The sequence below is a fragment of the Paenibacillus aceris genome, assembly GCF_017874035.1.
Taxonomy (GTDB): Bacteria; Bacillota; Bacilli; order Paenibacillales; family NBRC-103111; genus Paenibacillus_E; species Paenibacillus_E aceris.
In genome coordinates this window covers 126,439-152,609 of the sequence record NZ_JAGGKV010000003.1, presented here as the reverse complement: position 1 = coordinate 152,609, position 26,171 = coordinate 126,439, and the positions used below count along the sequence as shown (strand labels likewise).

Here is a 26,171-nt window from a genome sequence, read left to right as displayed (position 1 = left end):
ATGGAGATTCGAGCATGCCTATCAACAATTGGGAACAAACGGCGCCAGGCATATGGCGTTTAACAATTAGGGAGCCTCAGGGCATTACCCCGCTAACTTGGATGGACGTTTCGCCCAAGGATGAGGCACTGCAGCAAATGCCGCAAGTGCAGCCGCCTTTTGCCTGGGACGCTATTGAGCTTGAGGAAGCAGGAGGGGGCCTGATTCTGTCCTTTCCTCTGAATCGTACTGAGAAGCTGTATGGTACAGGCCTTCAGCTGATGCGCATGAATCAACGGGGAAGAAACCGTTATTTGCGTGTAAACAGCGATCCTAAGCAGGATACCGGTGAAACGCATGCGCCTGTACCTTTTTATGTGAGCGATCAGGGTTACGGTGTATGGGTCGATACATCCCGTATCGTGACGCTGTATTGCGGTTCTACTTTGAAGCAAGAGGATACGCAGAACGATGAAATTCGCGATCGCAATACAGATAAGGGATGGAAGGCAACGCCGGTAGCCTCGCGGGTGGAAGTTCGGCTTCCTGCCGAAGGTGCAGTCATCTACTTATTTGGCGGGCCTACCCTTTCGGATGTGGTAGCCAGATATAATTTGTTTTGCGGGGGAGGCGTACTGCCTCCGAAATGGGGACTTGGATTCTGGCACCGCGTCCCGACGCTATATAGCGACCAGCAAGTAATTGAAGAAGCCGAGCAGTTCCGTCTTCACGATATCCCTTGCGATGTGATCGGACTGGAACCCGGCTGGCACAGCCACAGCTATCCGGTCAGTTATGAATGGGAAAAGAGCAGATTCCCTGACCCCGAAAGCTTTGTGGATGAGCTATCGCAAAAGGGCTTCCGTGTGAACCTCTGGGAGCACCCTTACGTCTCGCCGCAGAGCGATTTGTATGCAGCGCTGCAGCCGCTTTCGGGAAGCCATACCGTGTGGGGTGGGATTGCCCCGGACTACGCTTTGCCAGAGGCAGCCAAGCTCTATAAGAAGCAGCATGAAGAGCAGCACATCAACATTGGGGTGTCCGGGTACAAGCTGGATGAATGCGACGGCAGCGAATTGACGAACAACTCCTGGATGTTCCCGGCGCATGCCCGGTTCCCATCCGGCCTGGACGGCGAGCAGATGAGACAAATGTACGGCTTAATGTTCCAAAAAATGACGGCCGATCTGTTTCGGAATCAAAATCGCAGAACCTACGGACTCGTCAGAGCCTCTAATGGTGCTGCTTCATCGATGCCTTATGTGCTGTATTCGGATCTATACGACCATAAGCAGTTTATTCGGGCGCTCTGCAACTCTTCCTTTAGCGGCCTGCTGTGGACCCCTGAGGTGCGCAGGGAGAGAAATGCCGAAGATTGGGTTCGGCGTATGCAAACCGTATGTTTTTCGCCACTTGCGATGCTGAATGCTTGGGGAGACGGGACAAAGCCTTGGTCCTTCCCCGAAGTGGAGGGCATTGTTCGGCACTATATTAAGCTGCGGATGAGGCTGCTGCCGTATTTATACACAGCTTTTGCCGTATACCGTGAGCAAGGGATTCCGCCTTTCCGGGCGATGCCTCTCGTTCTAACGCCAACTGAGATCGCGGAAGCTGAAGCGAAAATAGTCGCAGACGAGCAGCAGCTATTGAATACGACAGATGCCGCATACGGCAAGAAGAAAGTAAGAGAGTGGGATGATCAGTACATGGTCGGCGACGCGCTGCTAGTCGCTCCATTGGTTGAGGGGGAGACGGAGCGTGAAGTGCTTTTGCCGGCAGGCATTTGGTACGGCTTGGAGACCGGAGAGCGTTACACCGGCGGTTGCGTGATCCGGGTACAAGCAGGATTGGAGCATATTCCGGTCTTTGTCAAAAGCGGATCCATCCTTCCGATGATGGCTGCACTGCCGCATGTTCCGGCAGCAGGAACGCGTACAGAGATAGAACTCGTGCATTTCGGCACCGAATCCGGCACAGCATGGTTATATGACGATGATGGGGAAACCTTCGATTACGAGCATGGCAAATGCAGCTGGCAGAAGGTGACGGTCACCCAAGATCAAGATGGCAATTATGCCGGTGTATGGACGGGAGTAGACGAAGCATCGTCCTCCTATCACGTTGTTAACTGGCGATTCTCGCAAACGCGTTTGACAGCAACGGAGCGATGAAAGTTTAATAGATAGCTGGTTTTATTGGTTGATGAACCAGCTGTCATGAGTCATAATTGGATTAACAACGTTGAGAAGCATAAGGAGGTCTGGACATGCATGTATTGATCGTAGACGATGAACCTGTTATTCGCAGAGGGATGGTAAAAATGGCGGAACTGTACGCCCCCGCTTTCTCCAAAATTCAGACAGCCGAGAACGGCGAAGCTGCTTTGGAGCAAATTCGGGCGTCAGAGCCTGATCTGGTGTTGACGGATGTTCGCATGCCCAAAATGGACGGACTGGAATTATGCAAAATTATTCATGAGGAGTTCCCTCATATAAAAACCGTTGTCATATCCGGATACAATGACTTTGAATATGCACAAAAAAGCATGAATTACGGTGTCAGGCACTATTTGTTGAAACCGGCTACCAAAAGCGATGTCCATGACATGCTGGATCAATTGATCAAAAAACCTAAACAGGGTTATTTATCGCCGTCCCGTTATATCGAGTGGATCGATCAAATGGAGCAGCAGATTTGGGCGCTGCAAATGGAGGAATTCGGAAGCCTCATCGTACGCTGGCGCGAGTATTGCCTGTCTGCGAATATCTCGCTTGCCCAGCTGAAAGAGCTGCTGGATGATTGTAATGCGATGCTGGTGAAACGCTTCCAAGCCCGCCATTACTCGCCCTCGTCGGTTCCTGCCCACTTGCAGGCGGATAGTGTCAAAGAAGTGCTGGACGCGTTTGAAAAAGGCCTTCTGAGCATGATCAGCGGATTGCATGCTGTGCGCAGCGGACATTTCAAAGATCCGATGGAAGAAGCCAAGGCTTATATCGACAGCAGGTTGTCGGAGGATATCTCCTTGGATCAAGTCGCTGCCATGGTCGGATTGACGCCGACGTATTTCAGCTCGCTTTTTAAAAAAATAACCCAAGAGACCTTCGTGCAGTACCGGATCAGCAAACGGATGGCCAAAGCGAAAGAAATGTTGGCTGCTCCGCATGTTCGAATCGTCGATGTCGCGGCGGATGTAGGGTATGACGATTACCCGCATTTTACGAAAACCTTTAAAAAAATTGTCGGCGTTTCCCCGACGGAGTACCGCTCCAGTTTAGGTATCAAATGAAGATCAGAGGTTTTACGAAGAAGATATTTGTCTATTTTCTCATTGTCATTATCCTTTCGCTCAGTTGTGTAGGGTTCTTCTCTTATATGATTACTTCCGGTGAGCTGGAGGAAATGGTAGAGAACCAAATGAATCAAATTGCCGGAAACGCCGTTCATCATACCGATCTGTATTTGAAGGACTACGAGCGCTCGATTGTCTCCTTGTTAACGAATAGGCAGATCATGGAGTTCATTGACCTGCCTGCCACAAGGGAAGAATATGATTACTATCTGTATCGAAAAACGATACGGGAATTTAGCGTAGATCCTTTATTTATACGCAATCCCAAACTCGCTTCTGTCTATCTGATCAGCGATAAGAAGAATGCGGTTTACTATTATAATAATGTGAACGAGCAGTCCTTCAATGCAGAAGATATTCAAAAGCAGCGCGATTATTTTCTTGCGAATACGACGGCTGACGGGCAATTAAGCATATTGAATCACACGATTATTGAAGGGCAAGAAAATCAAATGCTGACGATCGTCCGCCGTATTCGCGGCTATACGTCCCCTGAATTGTCTGGCTTACTCGCAATTGAAATGCGGTCGGCCGATCTATCCGCTCTATGGAAAGGCATCGATTTAGGGAAGTATGGCTACCTGTTTATCATTGATGATAAAGGGCGCTACATTTATCATCCGAATGGTGGGAAAGTCGGAACGGACGTTCCAAAGGCTTTTTTTGAAAAGTTGAATCAGGCCGGATCGAGTTCCTTTATCGACGCTAATGAAGGCGACGAGCGCATGTATGTAGCCCGCAAATCTGAGTTTTCAGATTGGCAGCTTGTTGTGTCCATGCCGCTTCGCGAGCTGCGCAAGCCACTCTCGAACATACGTTCGACTACACTGGTTGTCGGTCTGTTCACTTTGATTTTGGCGATCCTGCTTGCATACAGATTCGGCAAATCGATTGCCAAACCGGTCCAAACGCTCAAATCCGGCATGCGGGAGACGGAAAAGGGGAATTGGGCAACGATTCCGCTCCCACCTCATCGCGACGAAATTGTTGAGTTGATGGTCCGTTATAATTTGATGGTTAAACGGTTGTCTGAAGCCGTAGATCGTGTGGTACAAGTGGAGTTAAGCAATTCTGAAATAAGGATGGAGCGACAGAAGGCGGAGTTTCAGTCTCTGCAGCTGCAGATCAATCCGCATTTTATGTACAACACGTTGGAGACAATCGTTTGTTACGCGACCATTCAGGATTCCGAGGAGATTTCTGAAATTGTAAAGGCGCTGGCTTATATGCTGCGCTACTCCGTTCAGACGAATCTGGAAGAAATTACTGTGGCTAATGAGTTGAAGCATGTTATGTATTATCTGGTCGTATTGAAGCATCGTATAGGCCGGGAGTTCGAGATCGACGTTGCGATTAAGCCCGAATATTTGCTTCATGTCATGGTTCGTTTGACCCTTCAGCCGCTAATTGAAAACGCGTTTCAACATGCTTTTCCGGACGGTCTGGAGGATTATCACTTTATCCGGATCGATGGGGGAGTTAGCGATGGCATCTTTTGGATCAGTGTAGAAGATAATGGTTCCGGTATGTCGGAAATGAAACTCCTACAGCTTCAAGAGAAGTTGAATACCAACCGATTGGCAGATGGAGAAGTGGATGAAGCGGGTAAAAAGGGCGGTATCGGCGTTTTAAACGTTCACCGCAGGATTCAAATGGTTTATGGAGAGCAATATGGACTGCGAATCGAAAGCATCATTGAACAAGGAACCAAGATGACCATGGTGATGCCGACATCGTCTATCCATGCGGTCTAGGCGAATGGCGCAGAGGAGGGATTTTTTTTGAGCAATCGTGAGAAGTTATGGTATACGCAGCCTGCCAAAGAATGGGTGGAGGCGCTGCCGATCGGAAACGGCCGTTTAGGCGGGATGATCTTCGGTCAAGTGCAAGAGGAAAAAATTCAATTAAATGAGGATTCCATCTGGTACGGAGGCCCTAAGAAAGGTCTGAATCCTGATGGTCCCCGTTATTTAGATCAAATTCGCGAACATCTTTTTGCAGAAAATGTAGAAGAGGCCACGAGACTAACTCGTTTGGCTCTCTTTTCTACGCCCAAATATTATAATCCCTATCAACCTTTAGGAGACTTAAGGCTGCACTTTCATGGTCAGCAGGGGCATGTTGAAGCGTATAGGCGAGAATTGGATTTGAATCAAGCTATCGCCAGAACGACATATAAGATAAATGGTGTCACCTATCAACGTGTTATGTATGCCAGCTACCCGGACCAACTGCTCATCATACGCTTGGAATGTGACAAGCCAGGGATGCTGAACTTTTCAGCCAATTTAAACCGCAGGCCTTATGAAGGCGAAAGCGGCTCAGAGTCGTCGGATCGCATCTGGATGAGCGGCGAATGCGGGAAAGACGGGGTAGAATATGCCTGCATGGTGAAAGCACGTTCTGTCGATGGCCATATCTCTGTAATAGGCGATTACTTATCGGTTGAAGGCGCCAGCTCCGTTACGCTAATGCTTTCAGCAGCCAGTACGTTTCGTGAGGCCGACCCTATGGCGACATGCCGGCGTCAGCTCGATGAAGCTGACCGGTTCGCAGATAGCGAGCTGGAGCTCCGGCATATCGAGGATTATCATGCCTTGTACGATCGCGTCGAGCTTCGTTTGACGGAACAGGATCAGTTAGATGCTATCGCCACCGATGTACGGTTGAATCTGCTGCAGGAGTCCAGTGAAAGAGAAGATACGGGCTTAATGGAACTTTACTTTCATTACGGCCGGTATTTGCTCATTGCCAGCTCCCGTCCGGGATGCTTGCCTGCCAATCTTCAGGGCATTTGGAATGAAAGCTTTACGCCGCCTTGGGAGTCCAAATATACGATTAATATCAATACACAAATGAATTATTGGCCGGCTGAGGTTTGCGGCTTAACAGAATGCCATGAACCGTTGTTCGATCATATAGAATGCATGCAGCCGAGCGGCCGCGAGACCGCAAGGGAGCTCTATGGCTGCTCCGGCTTTGTTGCGCATCATAACACGAATATATGGGGCGAAACACGGCCTGAAGGTTTATTTCCAACCTGTGTGATATGGCCGATGGGGGCAGCTTGGTTAAGCCTGCATCTATGGGAGCGGTTTAGGTTCACAGCAGATATGGATTTCTTACGCCATAAAGCTTATCCCATCCTGAAAGAGGCAGCGGCATTTTTTGTCGATTATTTGGTAGAGTCGCCGGATGGCCGGCTAGTCAGCGGACCTTCCGTTTCTCCTGAGAATGCCTACCTCTTGCCGGATGGCACCAAGGGCGCTATATGTATGGGGCCTTCCATGGATTCACAGATCATCTACGAGTTGTTTGAAGCTTGCAAACAGAGCAGCTTGTACCTAGAGGTTGATGTTGAGCTGTACAAGCGGCTTTCCGATCTGCAAGAGCGACTGCCTCAGCCGGAGATTGGCAAACACGGACAAATCATGGAATGGCTGGAAGACTATGAAGAGGCTGATCCGGGCCATCGGCATATCTCACAGTTATTTGCTCTTCATCCGGGAACCCAAATAAGCCCGAATCGGACTCCTGAGCTAGCAAAGGCGGCTGCAGCAACCCTTCAGCGCAGGCTGGCGCATGGAGGAGGGCATACGGGGTGGAGCAGCGCCTGGATCGTCAATATGCTGGCCAGACTCGAAGACGGCGAGCAATCGTATGCCCATCTGAAACATATGCTCCGCAAATCAACCTATCTCAACCTGTTTGACGCGCACCCTCCTTTTCAAATTGACGGGAACTTCGGCGCTACGGCAGGAATCGCTGAAATGCTGCTGCAGTCGCATGCCGGTGAACTGGCCCTGCTGCCTGCGCTGCCCTCCGCGTGGCCGGATGGCCAAGCAGCAGGGTTAAGAGGCCGCGGAGGTTACATCGTTAACCTGACGTGGCGCAGTGGAAAGCTATCTAAGGCAGATATTCATGCGACGAGGAGCGGCTTGTGCAGAGTTCGGACAGCTCATGCGGTAACCGTGCGATGCGGGGGAGATGACATCCTTGTAAGTGACGGACAGCAGCTGGTTGAGTTTGCAGTAGAAGCTGGCAAGACGTATGAACTTTATTGTGAAATCCAATTCTCATAAAAATTTCGGGCAAGTTATCTTCTGTGGGTGCATAGGATTGTAGTACACAATTCACCATCACGAGCTGACCTATATTTGAAAGGCAGCAGTGAAAGGAGGTACCCATGGACATATTCAAAAGAATTTCGGAGCATCGTACGGAGAAGGATGCATTGAGCTGGACCGGTACGTTCGCGGAGTACATAGAATTGCTTCGCAAAAATCCTGGACTCGCAAGAACAGCACATTCCAGAGTCTATGATATGATTGCTTCGCAAGGGATTAACGATCAGTCTGGGCACAAGTCTTACAAATTTTTCAACCAAGAAATTTTTGGTCTGGATCGAGCTATTGAGAAGCTGGTAGAAGAATATTTCCACTCCGCTGCCCGTCGATTGGATGTTCGTAAACGTATTTTGCTGCTAATGGGTCCTGTAAGCGGTGGTAAATCCACAATTGTGACGATGCTGAAACGTGGGTTGGAGCAGTTTGCCAAATCAGATTTAGGGGCCGTCTATGCGATCAAAGGGTGCCCGATGCACGAGGAGCCGCTTCATCTGATTCCGATGGAACTGCGTCCCGAGATCGAGCGAGAGTTAAATGTAAAAATCGAAGGCAGCTTATGTCCTTCCTGCCAAATGCGATTGAAAACCGACTACAACGGATGCATTGAGGACGTCTTGGTGGAGCGTGTATTTGTATCCGAGGAAGGCCGTGTCGGTATCGGGACGTTTAGTCCTTCGGATCCCAAATCACAAGATATTGCCGATCTGACGGGAAGCATCGACTTCTCGACGATCACCGAGTTCGGTTCCGAGTCCGATCCGCGTGCTTACCGGTTCGACGGGGAGCTTAATAAAGCGAATCGGGGGATTATGGAGTTCCAGGAAATGCTGAAGTGCGACGAGAAATTCCTCTGGAACCTTCTCTCTCTTACGCAGGAGGGGAACTTCAAAGCCGGGCGTTTTGCGCTTATTAGCGCCGACGAGCTCATTGTGGCTCATACGAACGAAACGGAGTACAAATCCTTTATTGCGAATAAAAAGAATGAAGCGTTGCAATCCAGGATGATTGTTATGCCGATCCCGTATAATCTTCGGGTATCCGATGAAGAAAAAATTTACTACAAGCTCATCGGACAGAGCGATATGTCGCACATTCATACGGCACCGCACTCGCTGCGGGTGGCTGCGATCTTCTCCATCATGACCCGCTTGAAGGAAACGAAGAAGCAAGGCATGGATCTGGTCAAAAAAATGCGCATGTACGACGGCGAAGTCGTCGAAGGTTACAAGGAAGCGGATCTGAAGGAAATGCAAAACGAATTCCAAGAAGAAGGAATGAGCGGCATTGATCCGCGGTACGTCATCAACCGGATTTCCAGCGCTCTGATCCGGCAAGATCTGCAGTGCATTAATGCACTGGATGTGCTGCGTGCGCTCAAGGACGGCCTTGACCAGCATCCGTCGATTACGAAGGATGAGCGTGAACGGTACTTGAACTTCATCTCCGTCGCGCGCAAAGAATACGATGACATCGCCAAGAAAGAAGTGCAGAAAGCATTCGTTTATTCCTTCGAAGAGTCAGCCAAAACCATTTTCGATAACTATCTCGATAATATTGAGGCTTACTGCAATTGGGGCAAAATCAAGGATCCGCTTACCGGTGAGGAGATGGATCCGGATGAGCGCCTGATGCGCTCGATCGAGGAGCAAATCGGTATTTCCGAAAATGCGAAAAAAGCGTTCCGTGAAGAAATACTCATTCGCATTTCCTCCTATTCCCGCAAAGGCAGGAAATTCGATTACAGCAGCCACGAACGTCTGCGTGAAGCGATCGAGAAGAAGCTGTTCGCCGATCTGAAGGATATCGTGAAGATTACGACATCGTCGAAAACGCCGGATGAGAAGCAGCTGAAGAAAATCAATGATGTCACGAAGCAGTTAATCGATGAGCATGGCTATTGCCCGGTATGCGCGAATGAATTGCTGCGTTACGTGGGAAGCTTGTTGAACAGATAACAGATCGATTCAGACCTGGGGCACTGATGAGGCCACAGGTCTTTTTTACGTTGAACTAACACCGAATCTAGCAATCTATCATATACTAATTTAACTTTAGAAACGAGGGAGGTGAAACAGACAATGAAAGGAAACTTCATGAAAAAATCAGGCGTTGTATTCTTATTTTTTGTGAGTTTTCTTGCTGTAATCATGACTTGGGAAATGAATCTATTATCGACTTTGGGGGGGGATATGCCTTGTGGGACTTTGCTTCGGCGCAGCTATTATAATGTGGCTGGATGTGCTGGATGTCAATGAGCCATTGCAAAAAGCTGGAGAAAAAGATGACCGTCGAACAAAAGCCGAGCAATGAACCTCCAAAGGACAATTCCCCCCAGAATAAATCCAATGAACCGAGCAGATCCTCAGATATTTTTGGATTCGGTCGTATGATGGACAAACTTCCACTCCACAAGCTTTCAGCTCGTATGGCGTACTGTATGTTTTTTGACTTAATGCTCCTCTTATTTGTGATCATACTTCGTATATCGGGTACGCAAGTGAATGAGTTCCCCAATGCATGGGATTTTAGGTTTATTGTTATGACCACGATAGTTGTAATTTTTATTGGGTTGTGCGATCTTATGAAAGTTAGAAAGGGATAATTTAGCATTATTGAAAAATCAAGTCTCAAATTTGTGAACAATAAATTGAGGCTATTATTTTTGTATCGGTGCTCTGAACAATCTGAAAATTCGAAATTGAAAATATACGTTCGTGTCGAAAGCGTGGGTATATATGTCGATTGCTGTCGAAACAAAAAGATTAGTGACGAGTTAAGTCGTACAAGTCCCTCGATTTTTGTATGAATTAAGCTATATGAGGGAACGTCAGGATAATTGACCTATGTTTTGTTTCATAAAGATTAGATTAAATTACGACAAAAGTACCATAAATATGCCTTTAGGTGTAGGCAGGCATTTGCATATATGTTAAAATTCAAAATGAGTCTTTAACGTAGAAAAGTGTCGTATTTTTCCCTTAATATCTCTTCTTTACATATTTTTGTTGGATTGGGGTTTCAAAATGATTGATATACATAGTCACATACTGCCAGATATCGATGACGGGTCAGACGACTTGGAACAATCTATTTTGATGGCAAGAGAAGCTGTCGTACAGGGCATACACTCTGTAATTGCTACACCTCATCATGAAAACGGCAGATTTACGAATGACGCACGGTTTGTTGAATCGCAAGTCAAAGCGTTCCAAGAAGAACTGCAACAAAGGAATATTCCGCTTCGCATATATGCCGGTCAGGAGATTCGAGTGTATCGAAATTTAGTAGAAGATATTGAGGCTAAAAGAACATCTACGCTGAATGGCTCCCGCTACATGCTGTTAGAATTCCCATCTGATCGAATATCGTCTGGCATTCATGAGCTTTTGCACGAGTTGCGGTTAATGAATATTGTGCCGATTATTGCTCATCCGGAGCGTAACCGGGAGATCGTCCAGAATCCTGAGAAGCTTCTTGAACTTGTACAACTAGGTGCTTTATCTCAAATAACAGCTCATTCAATAATAGGGCATTTCGGCAAATCGATTCAGACTTTATCGATTCATTTATGCAGAAATCATTTGGCCCACTTTGTTTCATCTGATGCTCATAATACAACGAATCGAGGATTCGCTCTTGCCGGAGCCTATCACATATTGCAGGAAAAGTTGGGAATAGATACCGTGAACACCTTCCAAAATAACGCCAACAGTATCATCCATGACACAGAAATCGAGAGCTATCAACCTGTTTGGGCGAAACCAAAATGGTTTCAGTTTTGGAAATCTAATATATAAGGTTAACTAATTTAATTGAGGTGAATTTTAGCATGACGATGAAAAAGAAAGTAACTGTTACTACACTGGCCGCAAGCATGATGTTTGCATCTATTGCTGGACTTCCATTGAGCGAGAAAGGATTGGCGAGCAAGCTTGGGTTGACTGTTAGCGTGGCTTCAGCTAATACATATTTGGATCAACTTACTGCTGTACATGCGGAATTAACAAAGGATACCACAGGTCTTGCCAGCGTAAACGCAGTTAAGCAATACCTGAAAGACCACCCTATTACAGATAAGAACCTGCAGCATGAATTGACGGCAGAAGTTTGGAATAAAGTTAAGGATAATGCGCCAACTTTGGAATATAGTGCTGTTCTTCAACTTGTTAATGGATTAGACCTGTTTTTCGGCGACTCCGGAGAGTCCTTTGATGAATTAGTCAAAGTTCAGGCTAATCGGGATGCGATTAGTTTATTGTTCACATCCGTCGGTCTTCCAGGCATTGATGAGCCAGACGGCTTGAAAAAGAGTGATGTTGTTGCCTTCCAACAAGCAGCTCTTGATGCTTTGAATAGCAAAAGAGACGTATTGTTGAAAAAAGTTGCTGAAGTTATTGCCAGTGGCGTTATAGATTCGGAAGCCATTAAAAGTGAAATCAATGAGATTGTTACAAAAGATGTCTTAGAAGCACATAAAGAACTGCTCATCTCTCAATTTTTGAATAAATATGGTATTACGTTAGGCGACCTGAATGCTGTGCAAAATAGAATTGCTACCTATATCGATACACAGTCGGGCTCAACGATTGCGAAGGATGCTAGAACTGCCGTTGAATCTGCTGGATTGAGATATCTTTTGGGAGACAAGATTGTTTATGTAAAAGATACCGGTAGCACGGATTCTGTGGAAAAGCCAGGGCTTAAAGTGATCTTTATGGGCACTGAAGTTACGGTGTCAAGTTACATAAAATGGAGTGCTCCTGCGGCGTCTGGCATTAAATACGATGAGACTGCGAAAGCTTTCGTATTGACTGGCTCCACGCAAGCTTCTGCTAAAATTGAAGCGCGTGATACGAAATTCGGCTTACTGCTTTATATTTCTAAGGATGCTATAACGTTAAAGCCTGCTAGTACAGGTGGCGGAAATACAGGTGGCGGAAACGGTAATGGTAGTGGCGGCGTAGGCGGTGGCGGTGGTGCCGGTGCCGGAAGTAACACAAACAAACCAGCACAAGAAGCAAAACAAGATCTTGATAAGCTCAGCAACGAGCTCAAAAACGCTACCGAAGCGAGAAAACAAGAGATTTTCAAAGAGGCTCAATCCAAAGTTGAAAATGCCATTAAGCAATTGGCAACTCTAGATCTTAAATCATTAATTAAAGTCGAAGGCGATACTGCGAAGCCTCAATTGAATGTAACTGACCTTGTAAATAAACTCAAGGACATTGCAACACAAGCCAAAGCGCTTAACGATCAATTGAAGGCGTTGAATCCGGAAGCGAAGGAAGTAAAAGTTCAACTTACCCTTGATTTCGGGACTATTACTGCCAAAACAACTGAAATTCCGTTGCCTAAAGATCTGTTAGCTGCTGCTATCGCAAATGGGGGAGATACGATCGCTATTTCCATGAATGGTCTTTCACTTGGGTTTAGTCCATCTGAATTCGGTGCGGATACAACACTCAAAGTAACTAACCAAGATACAACAGTTGCAACGAGTGTAACTCAGCTGCCAGTTGCATCCGGTGTATATGAATTCGAATTTAGTTCAGGGGGAAGCAAAGTAGGAAGCTTCAATAAGCCTGTTGAAGTAACGATTCCGGTACCTAACAGCGATAAATTCGATACCGAGTTGCTGTCACTAGCCAAAATCGTAGACGGTAAATTAGAATTTTACGGCGGTAGCTATGGAAATGGGTCATTCAAAGGTGTTCGTAACTCCTTCTCCACGTATACCGTAGTCGAAAATAAAGTATCCTTCGAGGATACAGCTTCAGTCAAGGCATGGGCAGGAAGACAGATTCAAGTGGCTGCTGCCAAAGGGATTTTAGAAGGACGTGCGGAGAATGCTTTCGATCCTAATGGATTTGTGACCCGTGCTGAATTTGCTAAAATGATCGTCAAAACGTTCGCTTTGGAAAACGCAAGTGCAACGGAAAACTTTGATGATGTGAGTGATTCCGATTGGTACAAAGTGTATGTTGCTTCTGCTGTCAAGAACGGCATTGTGAATGGGAAAGAAGCAGGTAAGTTTGATCCGAATGGACAAATTACACGTGCAGAAATGGCGGTTATGTCGTCCAGAGCACTTGCACTTAAGGGAGTATCGCTCACTCCGGCTAAAGTCGATGAAGCACTTAAAGGATTCACTGACTCCAGTGAAATCAACAGTTCTTTGAAAGATGGCGTGGCACTTGCAGCAAGCGAAGGCATCATTATCGGAGAAGAAGGCAATACATTCAATCCAAATGCAAACTCGACCCGTGCTCAAGCAGCTGTAGTCATTTACCGTTTATTGAATAAATAAGCTCATGGAGGAACCCTCCTCTAGAATTAGGGGGGGGTTCCTTGAATTTTCACAAAAACCGACACATATCGACAGATAGGATACGGAGGGAACGGAATGGAACTGGATTTAAAGGATTACTTAAAAATTTTACAAAAAAGGGCGTGGATGATAGTCACAATTGTTTTACTAGCTACGATTGCAACAAGTGTTGTTAGTTATTTTTTCATACAACCGATTTATGAGGCATCAACGAAATTAATCGTGAATAAATCGAATGATCAAGTTGGGTTATCTCAAGTCGACATTAACACAGTGAATGTGAATATTAGATTGATTGATACTTATAAGGAAATCATTAGAACTCCAAGAATTATGGACAAGGTAGTTACCGATTACCCGGAATTGAAAATAAGCGCCGAGCAATTAGTCAAAACAGTAAAAGTCAGCTCGGTTAATAATACACAAGTCATGACCCTTATCGTTCAAGATCCTTCCTATGAGCGAGCGGCGAATATCGTGAATGCCGTGTCTAAAGTGTTTCAAAGTGAAATACCTAAGATTATGAAAGTCGACAATATCTCACTGCTGAATGAAGCAAAAGAAATCGAACAACCGATACCTGTAAAACCAAATAAGAACTTAAATATTGCGATTAGCTTTGTTGTCTCTCTCATGCTTGCTTTAGGCGTAGCCTTCTTACTGGAGTATATGGACGATAAATTAAAGACAGAGGAAGAAGTGCAGCAGTATTTGGGATTGCCAACCTTAACGATGATTACGAAAATGAGGCCGGAAGATTACCAAAATCAAAGTAAGAAAACATTTGAACAAAGGGTAGGGGAGCCATCACATGTCAAACTCAACCAATAAAAGGCCGATTATTACCCACCAAAATCCGAAATCCCCGATTTCTGAGGCTTATCGGACGCTGAGGACAAACATCCAGTTCTCCTCGATTGATGAAGAATTGAAAGTGATTATGGTTACTTCGGCAGGACCTGGGGAAGGGAAATCAACGACCCTTGTCAATCTCGCAGTAGCTTATGCACAAGCAGATAAGAAAGTATTAGTTATTGATGCAGATCTCAGAAAACCAACGATGCATCATACATTGCAAGTTTCTAACCGCTTTGGACTTACTAATTTATTGACCAATCAGCTGACAATTCCTGATGTAATACAAGAAACTACTATCCCGAGCCTTAGCATTATTAGTTCCGGTCCGATTCCACCTAACCCATCTGAAATTCTCGCTTCCAAAAAAATGATTAGCGTATTAGATGAGCTGAAGCAGCAATTTGATATTATTCTTATCGATGCTCCGCCTGCTATTGCAGTGACCGATTCTCAAATCATAGCCACTCGCGCGGACGGCGTCATCTTAGTTGTCGATTCTGACAAAGTGAAAAGAGACGCTGCGATAAAGGCGAAACAAAATCTTGATAACGTACGGGCTAGAATACTCGGAGTTGTTCTTAACAATGTAGATAGGAAAAATAAAGATGCTTATTATTACTATTACTATGGTGAGAGTAAATAGAATGATTTACTAGTGAGGGATTCAAATGAAATTTGGGAGCAGAAAGACAATACTCGTTTTACTCGATATGGTTCTGATTTGTCTAAGCATTCTCATTGCCTATCTATTAAGGTTTGATTTGCATATCCCGCATGCCTATTTGAATCAATTTATAGCATATGCAGCTGTATCTATGATTGTAGGTTCAGCTAGTTTGATTTACTTCAAGATGTATAAGCGTGTATGGGAATATGCAAGTATCGGAGAAGTAATTACCATAATCAAAGCAGTATTAGTGACATGTACAGTTTCCTATCTCATTATGCTCTTGCTTCATGAGCCGAGGGTCCCTTTCTCCGTTTATGTTAGAGTACTGGAGAATATGATCCTTATCATTGGAGCGAGCCGATTTCTATGGAGAGTTTTAAGAGATAAGTACTATAAGAAGAAGACGAACAAGAAGAACGCCCTCATCATAGGTGCTGGTGATTGTGGAATCATCATAGCTAAAGAGTTGAAATTTAACCCAAGCGCTCCTGTATACCCAGTCGCATTTATCGATGATGACCCATTCAAGTACAAGCACTTGGTTATGGGGATCCCTGTACTAGGCGGGCGAAATGAGATTATAAGAATCGCTGAATTATATGAAATTGAAGAAATTATTATTGCTATGCCATCTGTATCGAAAGTAGAAGTATCTGAGATTATCGATATATGCAAGCATACCAAAGCCAAAATGAAAATCATCCCTAGGATCAATGATTTAATTGAAGGCAAAGTCTCGATTAATGCCATCAGAGATGTGCAAGTCGAGGACTTGCTTGGTCGCGACCCGATTAACGTTGATCTAGATGGGATAGCTAATTATGTACAAGACAAAGTCGTATTAGTCACTGGCGCCGGCGGATCTATTGGTTCCGAGCTATGCAGACAGATCGCTCACTTTCAACCAAGCAAGTTAATCTTGCTGGGTCATGGAGAGAACAGTATCTATGTGATAGAGAAAGAAATAAGCAGAAAGTTTCCTGCTTTGAAAATAGAACCGGTGATAGCCGATGTTCAGGACCTAGAACGGATGAAAGATGTTTTCCGTATTTTCCAACCAAAGGTTGTTTTTCATGCAGCTGCACATAAGCATGTTCCACTAATGGAGCGCAATCCTGCAGAAGCTATTAAGAATAACGTATTTGGGACCAGAAATGTTGCAGAATGCGCACACCAATATAAAGCAGAGAGATTCGTTCTTGTCTCAACAGACAAAGCAGTTAATCCAACAAGTGTGATGGGTGCCACAAAACGAATTGCAGAACTGATCATCCAAAGCTTGGATCGTGTCAGTCAGACTAAATTCGTGGCCGTACGCTTTGGTAATGTACTAGGGAGTCGCGGTAGTGTGATACCGCATTTCAAAGAACAAATCGCTTTAGGCGGACCCGTAACCGTTACCCATCCAGAGATGGTGCGTTACTTTATGACAATTCCTGAAGCTGTTCAACTTGTTATCCAGGCCGGAGCATTTGCAAAGGGAGGAGAAGTCTTTATTTTAGACATGGGCGATCCTGTTAAAATTGTTGATTTGGCAACTGATCTCATACGATTATCTGGATTCGAGCCGGGTGTGGATATTGAAATTAATTTCACTGGCATGCGTCCTGGGGAGAAGCTCTACGAGGAGCTGCTTCTGAGTGAAGAAGGGATCGGAAATACCACGCATGATCGGATCTTTGTGGGTAGTCCGTCGAAGATAAGTCACAGTGAGCTTGCGAAAGAGATCGTGCGATTGGAAAAGATTGTTTGCGAGGAACAGGGGACTGTTCGTGAGGCTGTGAAGCATTTGGTGCCGAATTTTAGTAATGTGGGTTGATGGCTTTTGTGTGTTTTATGCGACGGGAAGTAAGGAGTGTGAGTATTAATTGTGGTAGTAACAGTCAGTGGGGGTATCAAATTTTATATGAAGCTGAATAACCATACAATGGCAGATAGAATATTCCTTTCATCACCGCATATGAGTGATGAGGGGTATGAAATGAAATATATAAAGGAAGCTTTTGATACGAACTGGATTGCTCCTCTTGGGGCAAATGTAAATCAATTTGAAAAAGAACTCGCGGCAAAGGTTGGTTCTGGATCTGCAGCAGCACTTACTTCTGGAACAGCAGCGATTCATTTAGCACTTAAAGCGGCAGGAGTTGGTGAAGGAGATATTGTTTTCTGTTCTACACTCACTTTTTCAGCTACAGCCAATCCAATAATTTATCAAAATGCTATTCCAGTTTTTATAGATAGTGATTATGAAACATGGAATATATGCCCTATAGCATTAGAAGAAGCTATTCAAAAATATCCTCAAGTGAAAGCCGTTATTGTGGTGCATCTTTATGGTTTATCTGCGAACATGGACAGAATAGTTGAATTATGTAAGAAACATGATGTTGCATTGATTGAAGATGCTGCTGAATCATTAGGCACATACTACAAAGGTAAGCATACTGGAACTTTCGGGGATTATGGAATCTTCTCTTTTAATGGAAACAAGATTATCACTACTTCCGGTGGTGGAATGTTAGTTTCTAATAATGAGGAGAGAATTGCTAAGGCTAGATTTTGGGCTACACAATCAAGAGATCAAGCAAGACACTATCAACATAGTGAATTAGGGTTTAATTATCGTATGAGTAATGTGGTCGCTGGAATTGGTAGAGGGCAACTTAAGATATTAGATCAGAGAGTTGAAAAGAAGAAACACATTTTCGAATTTTATTGTAGAGAGTTAGGATTACTTGAAGGTGTGCAATTCATGCCTAAGAATGATTGGAATGAACCGAATTTCTGGTTAAGTTCAATGATTCTGAATGGTAAAATAAGGCCGATTGACATTATGGAAGCTCTAGAAAAAGAAAACATAGAATCAAGGCCGATCTGGAAACCAATGCATAAGCAGCCGTATTTCGAAAAGTACGACTTTGTTGGAACGGATGTTGCGGCAAAGCTGTTTGAGAACGGTGTTTGCTTGCCGTCGGATACAAAGATGACGGAGACGGATCTGGAAAGAGTTGTAGAAACTATAAAGAAATTATGGTGGGCCTAAATGAAACCTTCAAATGCCGGTATTTATAGTAGATTTTTAAAAAGGCCGATGGATTTTTTATTGTCCTTGATGGCTATTATAGTGGCTAGTCCAACTCTGCTTGTAGTGGCTTTATTAGTAAGGGTTAAGCTGGGGAGTCCTGTGCTTTTTAAACAGCAGCGGCCAGGACTGAATGAGAAGATATTTATGATGTACAAATTTAGAACAATGACGGATGCAAGAGATGAAAACGGAAATTTACTCTCTGATAGTGTTAGGCTGACGAAGTTCGGGAAGTTCTTGCGTTCAACATCTGTTGATGAGCTTCCGGAGCTCTTTAATATTCTAAGGGGCGATATGTCAATAGTGGGGCCAAGGCCACAGCTGGTAAGGGACATGGTTTTTATGACTCCGGAACAAAGGGAGAGACATAGTGTTTTGCCTGGACTAACAGGGTGGGCTCAAGTAAACGGTCGGAACTATATTACATGGGAAGAAAAACTTCATCTTGATTTACAATACGTTTCCAATATTACATTCGTAGGAGATTGGAAAATTATTTTTATGACTGTAGCTAAAGTCTTTAAAAGAGATGGAATCAGTGCAGTAGGTATGGACACTGCAGAAGACTTTGGTATTTATTTGTTACGGGAAAGGAAGATTAGCAAAGCACAGTTTTCTGCCGCTATGGAACATAGTAAAAGGTTAATGAATTGTTAGTATGCTTTTAAAGTTGATTTATGAAAGGTAAGACTTTATGGAAAAATACAGTGTATTAATGTCCCTTTATAAAAAAGAAAAACCAGAATTTATGAAACAAAGTATTGAAAGTATGTTGAATCAGACAGTAATGCCAGACGAGATTGTTATTGTTAAAGATGGACCACTAACAGACGAATTGGATGGCGTGTTAAAAGAGTACAAGGATAGATATTCAGAACTTTTTAATATTGTGGTAAGTGAGAGGAATATCGGTTTAGGGTTAGCTCTTAATCTTGGACTAAAACATTGTAAAAATGAACTTGTAGCACGAATGGATACCGATGATATTTCGCTGCCGAATAGATGTGAGAAACAATTAAATGCGTTTAAGAAAGATAAACAACTGGTTATAGTTGGAACTATGATAGATGAGTTTTTTAATGAACCGAAAAAAATAATATCATCAAGAATTGTTCCAACAACTCATGATGATATATACGAATTCGCTAAAAGAAGAAGTCCATTTAATCATCCGACAGTTATGTATAAAAAGAGTAAAGTATTAGAATGTGGAGGTTATTCTGATTTACGGCGTAACCAGGATGTCGATCTATTTGGCCGTATGTTATTTAAAGGTTTTAAGGCGGCAAACATAAATGAGTCATTATTGTTATTTCGTTCAAATAATGATCTTTCGAAGCGTCGTAGAAGTTGGGAGAATACTAAAAGCTATATAGAAACTATACGTAACCTGTGGAAGCTCGGCTACTCAGGCTTTGGAGATTACGTAACAGTAGCAGTAGGACAGACGGCGATGTTTTTATGTCCTATATATGTACAAAATTGGTTATATAAGAAATTATTGAGAAAGTCGTAGAGGTGTGTCAATTTGAATAGTTTAGAAGCGAAGATAAATTATCAACTAAATAAATATCCAACGATAAAAAAAGTTATCAAAAGAGCATATCAAATTTCAATGTATGCCTTATCGCCCAAGATTAAATCGGAGGGGAATATAATAGCGGTTACCCCAAATGATGGGATGGAGTACTTTTTTGGATATTATGATAAATCTCCATGGGATGCTAGTGATAGGTACATGCTTTGCTTAAGAGCAAAGGATACTTCTTCAGATGTTGCACCTTATGAAGCGGCAGATATTTTATTGTTTGACACTAAAGATAATAACTCATACAAAGTGATTGGAAAAACTAATTCATGGAATGTACAGCAAGGTTGTATGCTTCAATGGTTAGGCCCTGATTATAGAGAAAATATTATATACAATGATTTCCGAAAAGGGCAATACTGTTCTGTAATATTAAATATTAAAACCAACCAAGAGAGAATCATTGATATGCCAGTTTACAGTGTCTCTCAAGACGGAAAGTTTGCGATAACTTTGGATTTTTCTCGCTTACATCGGTTACGTAAAGGTTATGGATATTCTAATTTACCAGAAGAAACTCAAAATGAAAAATGTCCATCTACGCCATGTTTGTGGCACATTGATTTGCATAATGGTAAAGTAAGTCCCTTAATGAAATATACAGACTTTGCAAACTTTGAACCAAGACCAGAAATGAAAGATGCAGAGCATAAAGTCAACCATATTATGATAAATCCATCGGGAGATCGATTTATGATACTCCATAGATGGTTCGATGGCTCTAGAAAATATACTAGACTTGTTACTGTAAACATTGATGGTACAGAAATGTTTAATTTAAGTGATGATAATATGACATCACATTGTTATTGGAAGAATAATACTGAGGTACTAGCATTTGCTCGTAAAAATGCTAAGGGTAATGGATATTACCTTATGGGAGATAGAACGAAAAATTATCAACTACTTTGGACTCAGTTAACTTCTGATGGACACCCGAGCTATTCTCCTGATGGAAGTAAGGTTGCAACGGATACATACCCTAATAGAGCAAGGGTAGCCACAGTATATTGTTTGAATGGTGATAAGATTAGCGAACTAGCAAAAGTATTTGCACCATTTAAATATGATAACGAAGTACGATGTGATCTGCATCCTAGATGGAACAGAGCTGGGGATAAGATATGCTTTGATTCTGTCTTTAAAGGGCAGAGAGGATTGTATGTGGTGAATGTAAAGGAGTAAATAATAATGAAGTTTTCAATCATTACACCTGTTTATAATTCTTTTTATTTAATGGAGCAATACTTTCATAGCTTGGAAAACCAAACTTTGAAATATTTTGAAATCATATTAATTGATGATTGTTCAACGGACGATTCTTATCAAAGCATTAAGGGGTTTGCAGAAAATAGCAATTTGGACATCAAAATTTTACAAACACCTGAAAATATGGGGCCGGGGTATGCTAGAAATCTTGGATTGGCTAAAGCTTCAGGAGATTGGGTTACTTTTGTAGATAACGACGATTGGGTTGAGTTGAACTGGTTAGAAAAAGTTAATGAAATTATATCTAACAACGGTTTTGATTGTGTAATTCATGATTATTATTTGAAAGGTGATAGGGAACGGCAACCAATGCAGACAATGATTCGTGGAGATGAGGGGATTATCTCAAAGTCTGAAGGGATTACCTTTATATCCAATCACACATGGGGTAAGTTTTATTCTCTAAGTAAATTAAAGGAAAAGAATGTCCATTTTCCGAATACTAGACGATGTGAAGATGTTGCATTTACTTGTCTAGCACTCGATGCATGTGATTCTATATATTATTTAAAACATAATTTATATTATTATTTTCAAAGAAAAAATTCATTGTCAAATAATAGGAACATGGATGAAAAGGATATGGTGCATTCCTTTTCGATTTTAAGAAAAAATCTTGAAAAGAAATATACTAAAGAAATTAATGAGAAATCTGTACGTGATTTATTATATGGTGGTTTGTTAATGATGTGTAAGGCTAGGAAAAGTAATAAAGATATTATGACCTATATTAATGAATATGGAAACAAAAACCCAGAATGGTTTAGAAGTTCATCAATTTCATTTCTAGCAACTCCCAAAAGAGTATTCCTTGTTTGTGCCAAATATAAATTTATAAGCGGACTTCGTTTTCTAAGTTGGGTACACACAAAATTGGTAGGTATGTAAGTGGAGGGGAACCAAATGTATGAATTAAGATATTTTCTAGCAAAATTAAAATATAAATTACTAGGTAGTAATAAAGAAATAATAAATGATTACTTTAGAAAACATGGTATGAACATTGGAACCGGAACAAATTTATGCTCCAATATTATGACACCAGAACCATATCTAATTTCAATAGGTGAAAATGTTACAATATCTAATAATGTACAATTTATCACTCATGATAACAGCATTTGTAAGGTATTACCCAATATGACGGACTTATTTGGGAAGATAACTATCGGAAATAACTGTTTTTTGGGGGCAAGAAGTGTGATTATGTATGGAGTTGAGTTGAAGCACAATACAATTGTTGCAGCAGGAAGTGTGGTTACAAAATCTTTTAACGAGTCAGGTATTATTATAGGCGGAAATCCAGCTAAGAAACTGGGTAATTGGGAAACATTTTCAAAGAAAATTGAAAGTTATGCTATGAATACTGATTCATTGAATGAAGAACAAAAGAGAAATTTACTATTAATAAGTGATAAACTTGTAACTAGGTGAATACCAACGTGTTGTGAGTCAAAAAAAATGTTGGAAGTGAAAGAATGAAGATTGTTAGTGAAAGTGCCTGTACTCATAAAAGAAGATTTGATGAAAAAAGAAATATTGCATATCTAAAATCCCTTAGTTGGGTATTGCTTCTAAGTGTTTTTCTGGATTTTATTAATACCATACTGAAAGTAAAATTTGGAATGTCGAGTACAACTCAAATTACTTTATCTATATATATAGTATTATTACTCGCTATTTATATACAAGTTTTTAAGTATAGGGGTTTTACAGTTAATAGAGTGGGAATATATTTATTAGTGCTTTTGTTTTTTTTCTTAAATTATATATTATTTGAAAACAGTCGCTCCTATTTATCTGAGACAAACATGATGTTGGTGTATTTCTACTATATTCCAATTTCTATTTTTGTCGTAGCTCAAATAGATAATTGGAGTTATGCATCGGAGATATTTCAGAAATTTTCATATTTATCAATTATTTTAGGTTCAATAGGTATAACGTTAGTTGATTACTCGAATTCTCTAAATTATATGGAATTTTCATATTCCATATTACCTTTTATTGTTTTTATATATTACAGTTTTCGCCGGAAGCCAAAACTTATTAATTTTATTGCCTTTTTAGTAGGTTTTGCTAATGTACTTGTATTTGGAGCTAGAGCACCAATTCTTTTTTTAGTATTATTTATCATAATGTACGAAATCATTCATTTTAAGGCAAGAGGAAAATTTACAATAGTTATATTTTTAATATTGGGCTCAACAGTAATATTAACTATTTTTGTTTTTAATGATGCACTTACAAATTTATTAATGCAATTCGCGGAATCTAGTAATAGTAGATTTCTTACAAAAATCTTTAACAATCAATTAATAGAATCTCAAGGAAGAGATGTTATATATACTGAGGCAAATTATGCTTTGGAAAATATGGGGTTGGAGATTTATGGAGTTTTTGGGGATAGACAATTAGTTAGTGCGATTTATGTTCACAATATTATTTATGAATTTTTATTATCTTTTGGATATTTGCTAGGATCAATTTTTCTTTTGATAATATTATATCTTATTGTTAGAACGATACTTTTAAGCAAAATTGAAATAATCAAGAATATGGCAATGATTTTTACTGTTGCTCTATTTCTAAGATACTTTATTTCGGGAAGTTTCGTGATCGAGGGTAATTTTTATATATATATTGCTATAATGTTAAATTTGTGTTTCAAGACTGGGGAGATAGTGAAAAATGAAAAAAGTTAGTGTAGTTATCCCTGTTTATAATATGGAAGATAAAATTGTTAAATGCGTAGAATCTATGTTGAAACAAACATATTCAAATATAGAAATAATATTAATTGATGATGGTTCGAAGGATAAAAGTTACTTGAAATGCAAGGAACTTTCTTTACAATTTATTAATGTGAGTGTTTTCCATACAAGTAATCAGGGATCTGGTCCAGCAAGAAATTATGGAATAACTAAAGCTAGCGGGGATTACGTATACTTTCCTGATGCTGATGATTTTCTTGAGTCAACCGCGATTGAAGTATTAGTAGAGTCGATGTCAAACAATAACTATGATCTAGTGGTCTTTGGATATAGAAATGTTAATTTAGGTGGCAAAACTATAAGTGAAAAAAATTTTAAACCAAAGAGTTTCTCAGGAGAAGAAATTCGAAGAAACTATGAAAAGTTTTTTACTATGGATAGTGATTTTGGTATTCAGGGAGCACCATGGAATAAGTTTTTTGACTTGCATAAAATCAAGGAGCATGCCATAGAATTTCCTCCATTGAGGAGACATCAGGATGAAGTATTTATATCAAGATACATTAGCTATACTGAAAATGTTTGTTTTATTGATCACATATTTTACACTTATCTAACAAATGATTTAAATAAAGTTTGGGATAAGTACCCAGTTAATTATCTAGAGATAATATATCAGTTAAAACAATATAGAGACGAGACAATAGTTAGTTGGAATCCACAAAACAAAAATGTTTTAGATATCGTAGAGCGAGAATATATTTGCAATATTATAAAAGCATTAGAATTATCATTTTCAAATAAAATGAGATTTAATAAAAAAGAAAGAAAAAATTGGATTGTTCAAGCAGTTCTTGATGCTAATTTAAGAGAAATAAACTTACCGCTTAGATACCAAATGAGATACCAGAGGTTAATCATTTCTTTAATCCACAGAGGGAATATCAAAACGCTCTATTGGGCTTTATCCGGAAAAGTATTTTTGGAAAAGAATCTTTATAATGTGTTTGCAATGGCTAAAAGAATGATTTAATCAAAACTACTTTAATGTAAGGAAACGATTATTAATGAGAAGAGTATTTATTTTATATGAGAACTTCTATACGCCTGATGGGAAAGACTTAAGTATTGGTGGTATTCAAACATATATAAAGATGTTGGTGAAAGTAATAAAGGAAAACAACTTAGAACCAGTTATTTTTCAATATTCAAATATTAATTTTAACAATATATATGATGGCATAAGTGTATATGGCATTGAAATGGAGAAAAAGTGGAGTAAGAAAAGAAAAAATAAAGTTCTGTTTGATGAATGTAAGAAGTACTATAACCATGAAAATGATATTATTATTTTTGCATGTGAGACTATGTCGGTAAAAAATACTGAAAAAAGAATCATTGGGATTCAGCATGGGATTACATGGGACGTAAGGGGACATGAGCATTTCTCTCATCAAAAAAATATGTTGTTTATTTTTTGGAGAGCAATAAAAGCTTACAAAACTATCAAGAGACTCAATGATATTAAAAAGCTAATAGCTGTAGACTACAATTTCCTTAATTGGTATAGAACCCAGGTAGCATACACTGAAAGAGAGATAGAAGTAATACCGAACTGTACTCGATTAAATAAATCGAATAAAAAACAAGATGGGAAAATTAATATCGTTTTTGCAAGGCGGTTCCAAAAGTATAGAGGTACAAGGTTATTTGCAGCAGTGGCACATAAACTCTTAGAAAAGTATACTAACGTAAATATTACTTTTGCTGGTAGTGGGCCCGATGAAAAATACTTAAAAGATATCTTTCGAGACAACTTAAGAGTTAACTTTTTAACATACAGAAGCGAAGATAGTCTTTCTTTCCATAGTGAGTATCATATAGCTGTTGTTCCAACAATTGGTTCAGAGGGTACATCTCTATCATTATTAGAAGCAATGTCATCTAATTGTGCGGTAGTTGCTACAAATGTGGGGGGAATTACTAATGTTGTAGTAGATCAGTACAACGGTCTTTTAGTAAATCCAGATGAAGTACAACTCTTTAATGCATTAGAACGTTTAATATTAGACAAAAATTTACGTGTAAGATTTGGGGAGAATGGATATCAGACTATCTCCCAGGCCTTCAATATTAATATATGGGAGAACAGATGGAGTCAGGTTTTAAATGATACTATCAATATCTAAAAAGATAAGTTTATC

General features: G+C 41.1%; 19 protein-coding genes. All 19 read left to right on the top strand.

Going from position 1 to position 26,171, the window contains the following annotated elements; genetic code table 11:
• The first annotated feature begins 14 nt into the window (after positions 1 to 14).
• The 19 genes from J2Z65_RS07440 to J2Z65_RS07350 all read left to right on the top strand — a co-directional run bounded on the left by J2Z65_RS07440 (position 15) and on the right by J2Z65_RS07350 (position 26,156).
• Positions 15 to 2,150: a glycoside hydrolase family 31 protein gene (locus J2Z65_RS07440; protein WP_167061720.1), complete on the top strand. Its 2,136-nt coding sequence runs from the start codon at positions 15 to 17 to the stop codon at positions 2,148 to 2,150.
• Between the two features lie 95 nt (positions 2,151 to 2,245).
• Positions 2,246 to 3,265, top strand: coding sequence for a response regulator transcription factor (locus J2Z65_RS07435; RefSeq protein ID WP_167061717.1), 1,020 nt, complete (start codon positions 2,246 to 2,248; stop codon positions 3,263 to 3,265).
• Between the two features lie 86 nt (positions 3,266 to 3,351).
• Complete coding sequence (locus J2Z65_RS07430) at positions 3,352 to 5,082, top strand: cache domain-containing sensor histidine kinase (protein WP_240159824.1); 1,731 nt, start codon at positions 3,352 to 3,354, stop codon at positions 5,080 to 5,082.
• Positions 5,083 to 5,109: 27 nt separating this feature from the next.
• A complete protein-coding gene (locus tag J2Z65_RS07425) occupies positions 5,110 to 7,410 on the top strand; it encodes a glycoside hydrolase family 95 protein (RefSeq protein ID WP_167061710.1) in 2,301 nt (766 codons plus the stop codon).
• 104 nt (positions 7,411 to 7,514) lie between these two features.
• Entirely contained in the window at positions 7,515 to 9,410 is a 1,896-nt protein-coding gene (locus J2Z65_RS07420; RefSeq protein WP_167061707.1) for a PrkA family serine protein kinase, read from the top strand.
• A 1,068-nt stretch (positions 9,411 to 10,478) separates the two neighbouring features.
• Entirely contained in the window at positions 10,479 to 11,252 is a 774-nt protein-coding gene (locus J2Z65_RS07415) for a tyrosine-protein phosphatase (RefSeq protein ID WP_167061704.1), read from the top strand.
• A 32-nt stretch (positions 11,253 to 11,284) separates the two neighbouring features.
• Positions 11,285 to 13,762, top strand: a complete 2,478-nt coding sequence (locus tag J2Z65_RS07410) for an S-layer homology domain-containing protein (RefSeq protein WP_167061700.1) — start codon at positions 11,285 to 11,287, stop codon at positions 13,760 to 13,762.
• A gap of 96 nt (positions 13,763 to 13,858) precedes the next feature.
• Positions 13,859 to 14,614, top strand: a complete 756-nt coding sequence (locus J2Z65_RS07405) for a YveK family protein (RefSeq protein ID WP_167061697.1) — start codon at positions 13,859 to 13,861, stop codon at positions 14,612 to 14,614.
• Positions 14,595 to 15,284, top strand: coding sequence for a CpsD/CapB family tyrosine-protein kinase (locus tag J2Z65_RS07400; protein ID WP_167061694.1), 690 nt, complete (start codon positions 14,595 to 14,597; stop codon positions 15,282 to 15,284). The genes J2Z65_RS07405 and J2Z65_RS07400 overlap by 20 nt, the downstream gene beginning before the upstream one ends.
• A 25-nt stretch (positions 15,285 to 15,309) precedes the next feature.
• Positions 15,310 to 17,130: a polysaccharide biosynthesis protein gene (locus tag J2Z65_RS07395; RefSeq protein WP_167061691.1), complete on the top strand. Its 1,821-nt coding sequence runs from the start codon at positions 15,310 to 15,312 to the stop codon at positions 17,128 to 17,130.
• A 108-nt stretch (positions 17,131 to 17,238) separates the two neighbouring features.
• On the top strand, positions 17,239 to 18,354 hold the full coding sequence (locus J2Z65_RS07390) for a DegT/DnrJ/EryC1/StrS family aminotransferase (RefSeq protein WP_167062722.1): 1,116 nt from the start codon (positions 17,239 to 17,241) through the stop codon (positions 18,352 to 18,354).
• Positions 18,355 to 19,053, top strand: a complete 699-nt coding sequence (locus tag J2Z65_RS07385; RefSeq protein WP_193580989.1) for a sugar transferase — start codon at positions 18,355 to 18,357, stop codon at positions 19,051 to 19,053.
• A 37-nt stretch (positions 19,054 to 19,090) separates the two neighbouring features.
• On the top strand, positions 19,091 to 19,912 hold the full coding sequence (locus J2Z65_RS07380; RefSeq protein ID WP_167061688.1) for a glycosyltransferase: 822 nt from the start codon (positions 19,091 to 19,093) through the stop codon (positions 19,910 to 19,912).
• A 12-nt stretch (positions 19,913 to 19,924) separates the two neighbouring features.
• A complete protein-coding gene (locus J2Z65_RS07375; protein ID WP_167061685.1) occupies positions 19,925 to 21,169 on the top strand; it encodes a TolB-like translocation protein in 1,245 nt (414 codons plus the stop codon).
• A 6-nt stretch (positions 21,170 to 21,175) separates the two neighbouring features.
• Entirely contained in the window at positions 21,176 to 22,141 is a 966-nt protein-coding gene (locus J2Z65_RS07370; RefSeq protein WP_167061682.1) for a glycosyltransferase family 2 protein, read from the top strand.
• 15 nt (positions 22,142 to 22,156) lie between these two features.
• Entirely contained in the window at positions 22,157 to 22,687 is a 531-nt protein-coding gene (locus tag J2Z65_RS07365; protein ID WP_167061679.1) for an acyltransferase, read from the top strand.
• A gap of 44 nt (positions 22,688 to 22,731) precedes the next feature.
• Positions 22,732 to 23,958, top strand: coding sequence for an oligosaccharide repeat unit polymerase (locus tag J2Z65_RS07360; protein WP_167061676.1), 1,227 nt, complete (start codon positions 22,732 to 22,734; stop codon positions 23,956 to 23,958).
• Positions 23,945 to 25,000: a glycosyltransferase family 2 protein gene (locus tag J2Z65_RS07355; RefSeq protein ID WP_167061673.1), complete on the top strand. Its 1,056-nt coding sequence runs from the start codon at positions 23,945 to 23,947 to the stop codon at positions 24,998 to 25,000. The genes J2Z65_RS07360 and J2Z65_RS07355 overlap by 14 nt, the downstream gene beginning before the upstream one ends.
• Before the next feature lie 34 nt (positions 25,001 to 25,034).
• Positions 25,035 to 26,156 carry a glycosyltransferase family 4 protein gene (locus J2Z65_RS07350; RefSeq protein WP_167061670.1) on the top strand — a complete coding sequence of 374 codons (1,122 nt, stop codon included), beginning with the start codon at positions 25,035 to 25,037 and terminating at the stop codon, positions 26,154 to 26,156.
• The last annotated feature ends 15 nt before the right edge of the window (positions 26,157 to 26,171 follow it).

Bases quoted from the DNA above. Each gene is read 5' to 3' on its own strand.
- J2Z65_RS07365 (WP_167061679.1), top strand. From the start codon at position 22,157: ATGTATGAATTAAGATATTTTCTAGCAAAATTAAAATATAAATTACTA.
- J2Z65_RS07385 (WP_193580989.1), top strand. From the start codon at position 18,355: ATGAAACCTTCAAATGCCGGTATTTATAGTAGATTTTTAAAAAGGCCG.
- J2Z65_RS07380 (WP_167061688.1), top strand. From the start codon at position 19,091: ATGGAAAAATACAGTGTATTAATGTCCCTTTATAAAAAAGAAAAACCA.
- J2Z65_RS07395 (WP_167061691.1), top strand. From the start codon at position 15,310: ATGAAATTTGGGAGCAGAAAGACAATACTCGTTTTACTCGATATGGTT.
- J2Z65_RS07435 (WP_167061717.1), top strand. From the start codon at position 2,246: ATGCATGTATTGATCGTAGACGATGAACCTGTTATTCGCAGAGGGATG.
- J2Z65_RS07360 (WP_167061676.1), top strand. From the start codon at position 22,732: ATGAAGATTGTTAGTGAAAGTGCCTGTACTCATAAAAGAAGATTTGAT.
- J2Z65_RS07355 (WP_167061673.1), top strand. From the start codon at position 23,945: ATGAAAAAAGTTAGTGTAGTTATCCCTGTTTATAATATGGAAGATAAA.
- J2Z65_RS07400 (WP_167061694.1), top strand. From the start codon at position 14,595: ATGTCAAACTCAACCAATAAAAGGCCGATTATTACCCACCAAAATCCG.
- J2Z65_RS07440 (WP_167061720.1), top strand. From the start codon at position 15: ATGCCTATCAACAATTGGGAACAAACGGCGCCAGGCATATGGCGTTTA.
- J2Z65_RS07415 (WP_167061704.1), top strand. From the start codon at position 10,479: ATGATTGATATACATAGTCACATACTGCCAGATATCGATGACGGGTCA.
- J2Z65_RS07410 (WP_167061700.1), top strand. From the start codon at position 11,285: ATGACGATGAAAAAGAAAGTAACTGTTACTACACTGGCCGCAAGCATG.
- J2Z65_RS07430 (WP_240159824.1), top strand. From the start codon at position 3,352: ATGATTACTTCCGGTGAGCTGGAGGAAATGGTAGAGAACCAAATGAAT.
- J2Z65_RS07390 (WP_167062722.1), top strand. From the start codon at position 17,239: ATGGCAGATAGAATATTCCTTTCATCACCGCATATGAGTGATGAGGGG.
- J2Z65_RS07370 (WP_167061682.1), top strand. From the start codon at position 21,176: ATGAAGTTTTCAATCATTACACCTGTTTATAATTCTTTTTATTTAATG.
- J2Z65_RS07405 (WP_167061697.1), top strand. From the start codon at position 13,859: ATGGAACTGGATTTAAAGGATTACTTAAAAATTTTACAAAAAAGGGCG.
- J2Z65_RS07420 (WP_167061707.1), top strand. From the start codon at position 7,515: ATGGACATATTCAAAAGAATTTCGGAGCATCGTACGGAGAAGGATGCA.
- J2Z65_RS07350 (WP_167061670.1), top strand. From the start codon at position 25,035: ATGAGAAGAGTATTTATTTTATATGAGAACTTCTATACGCCTGATGGG.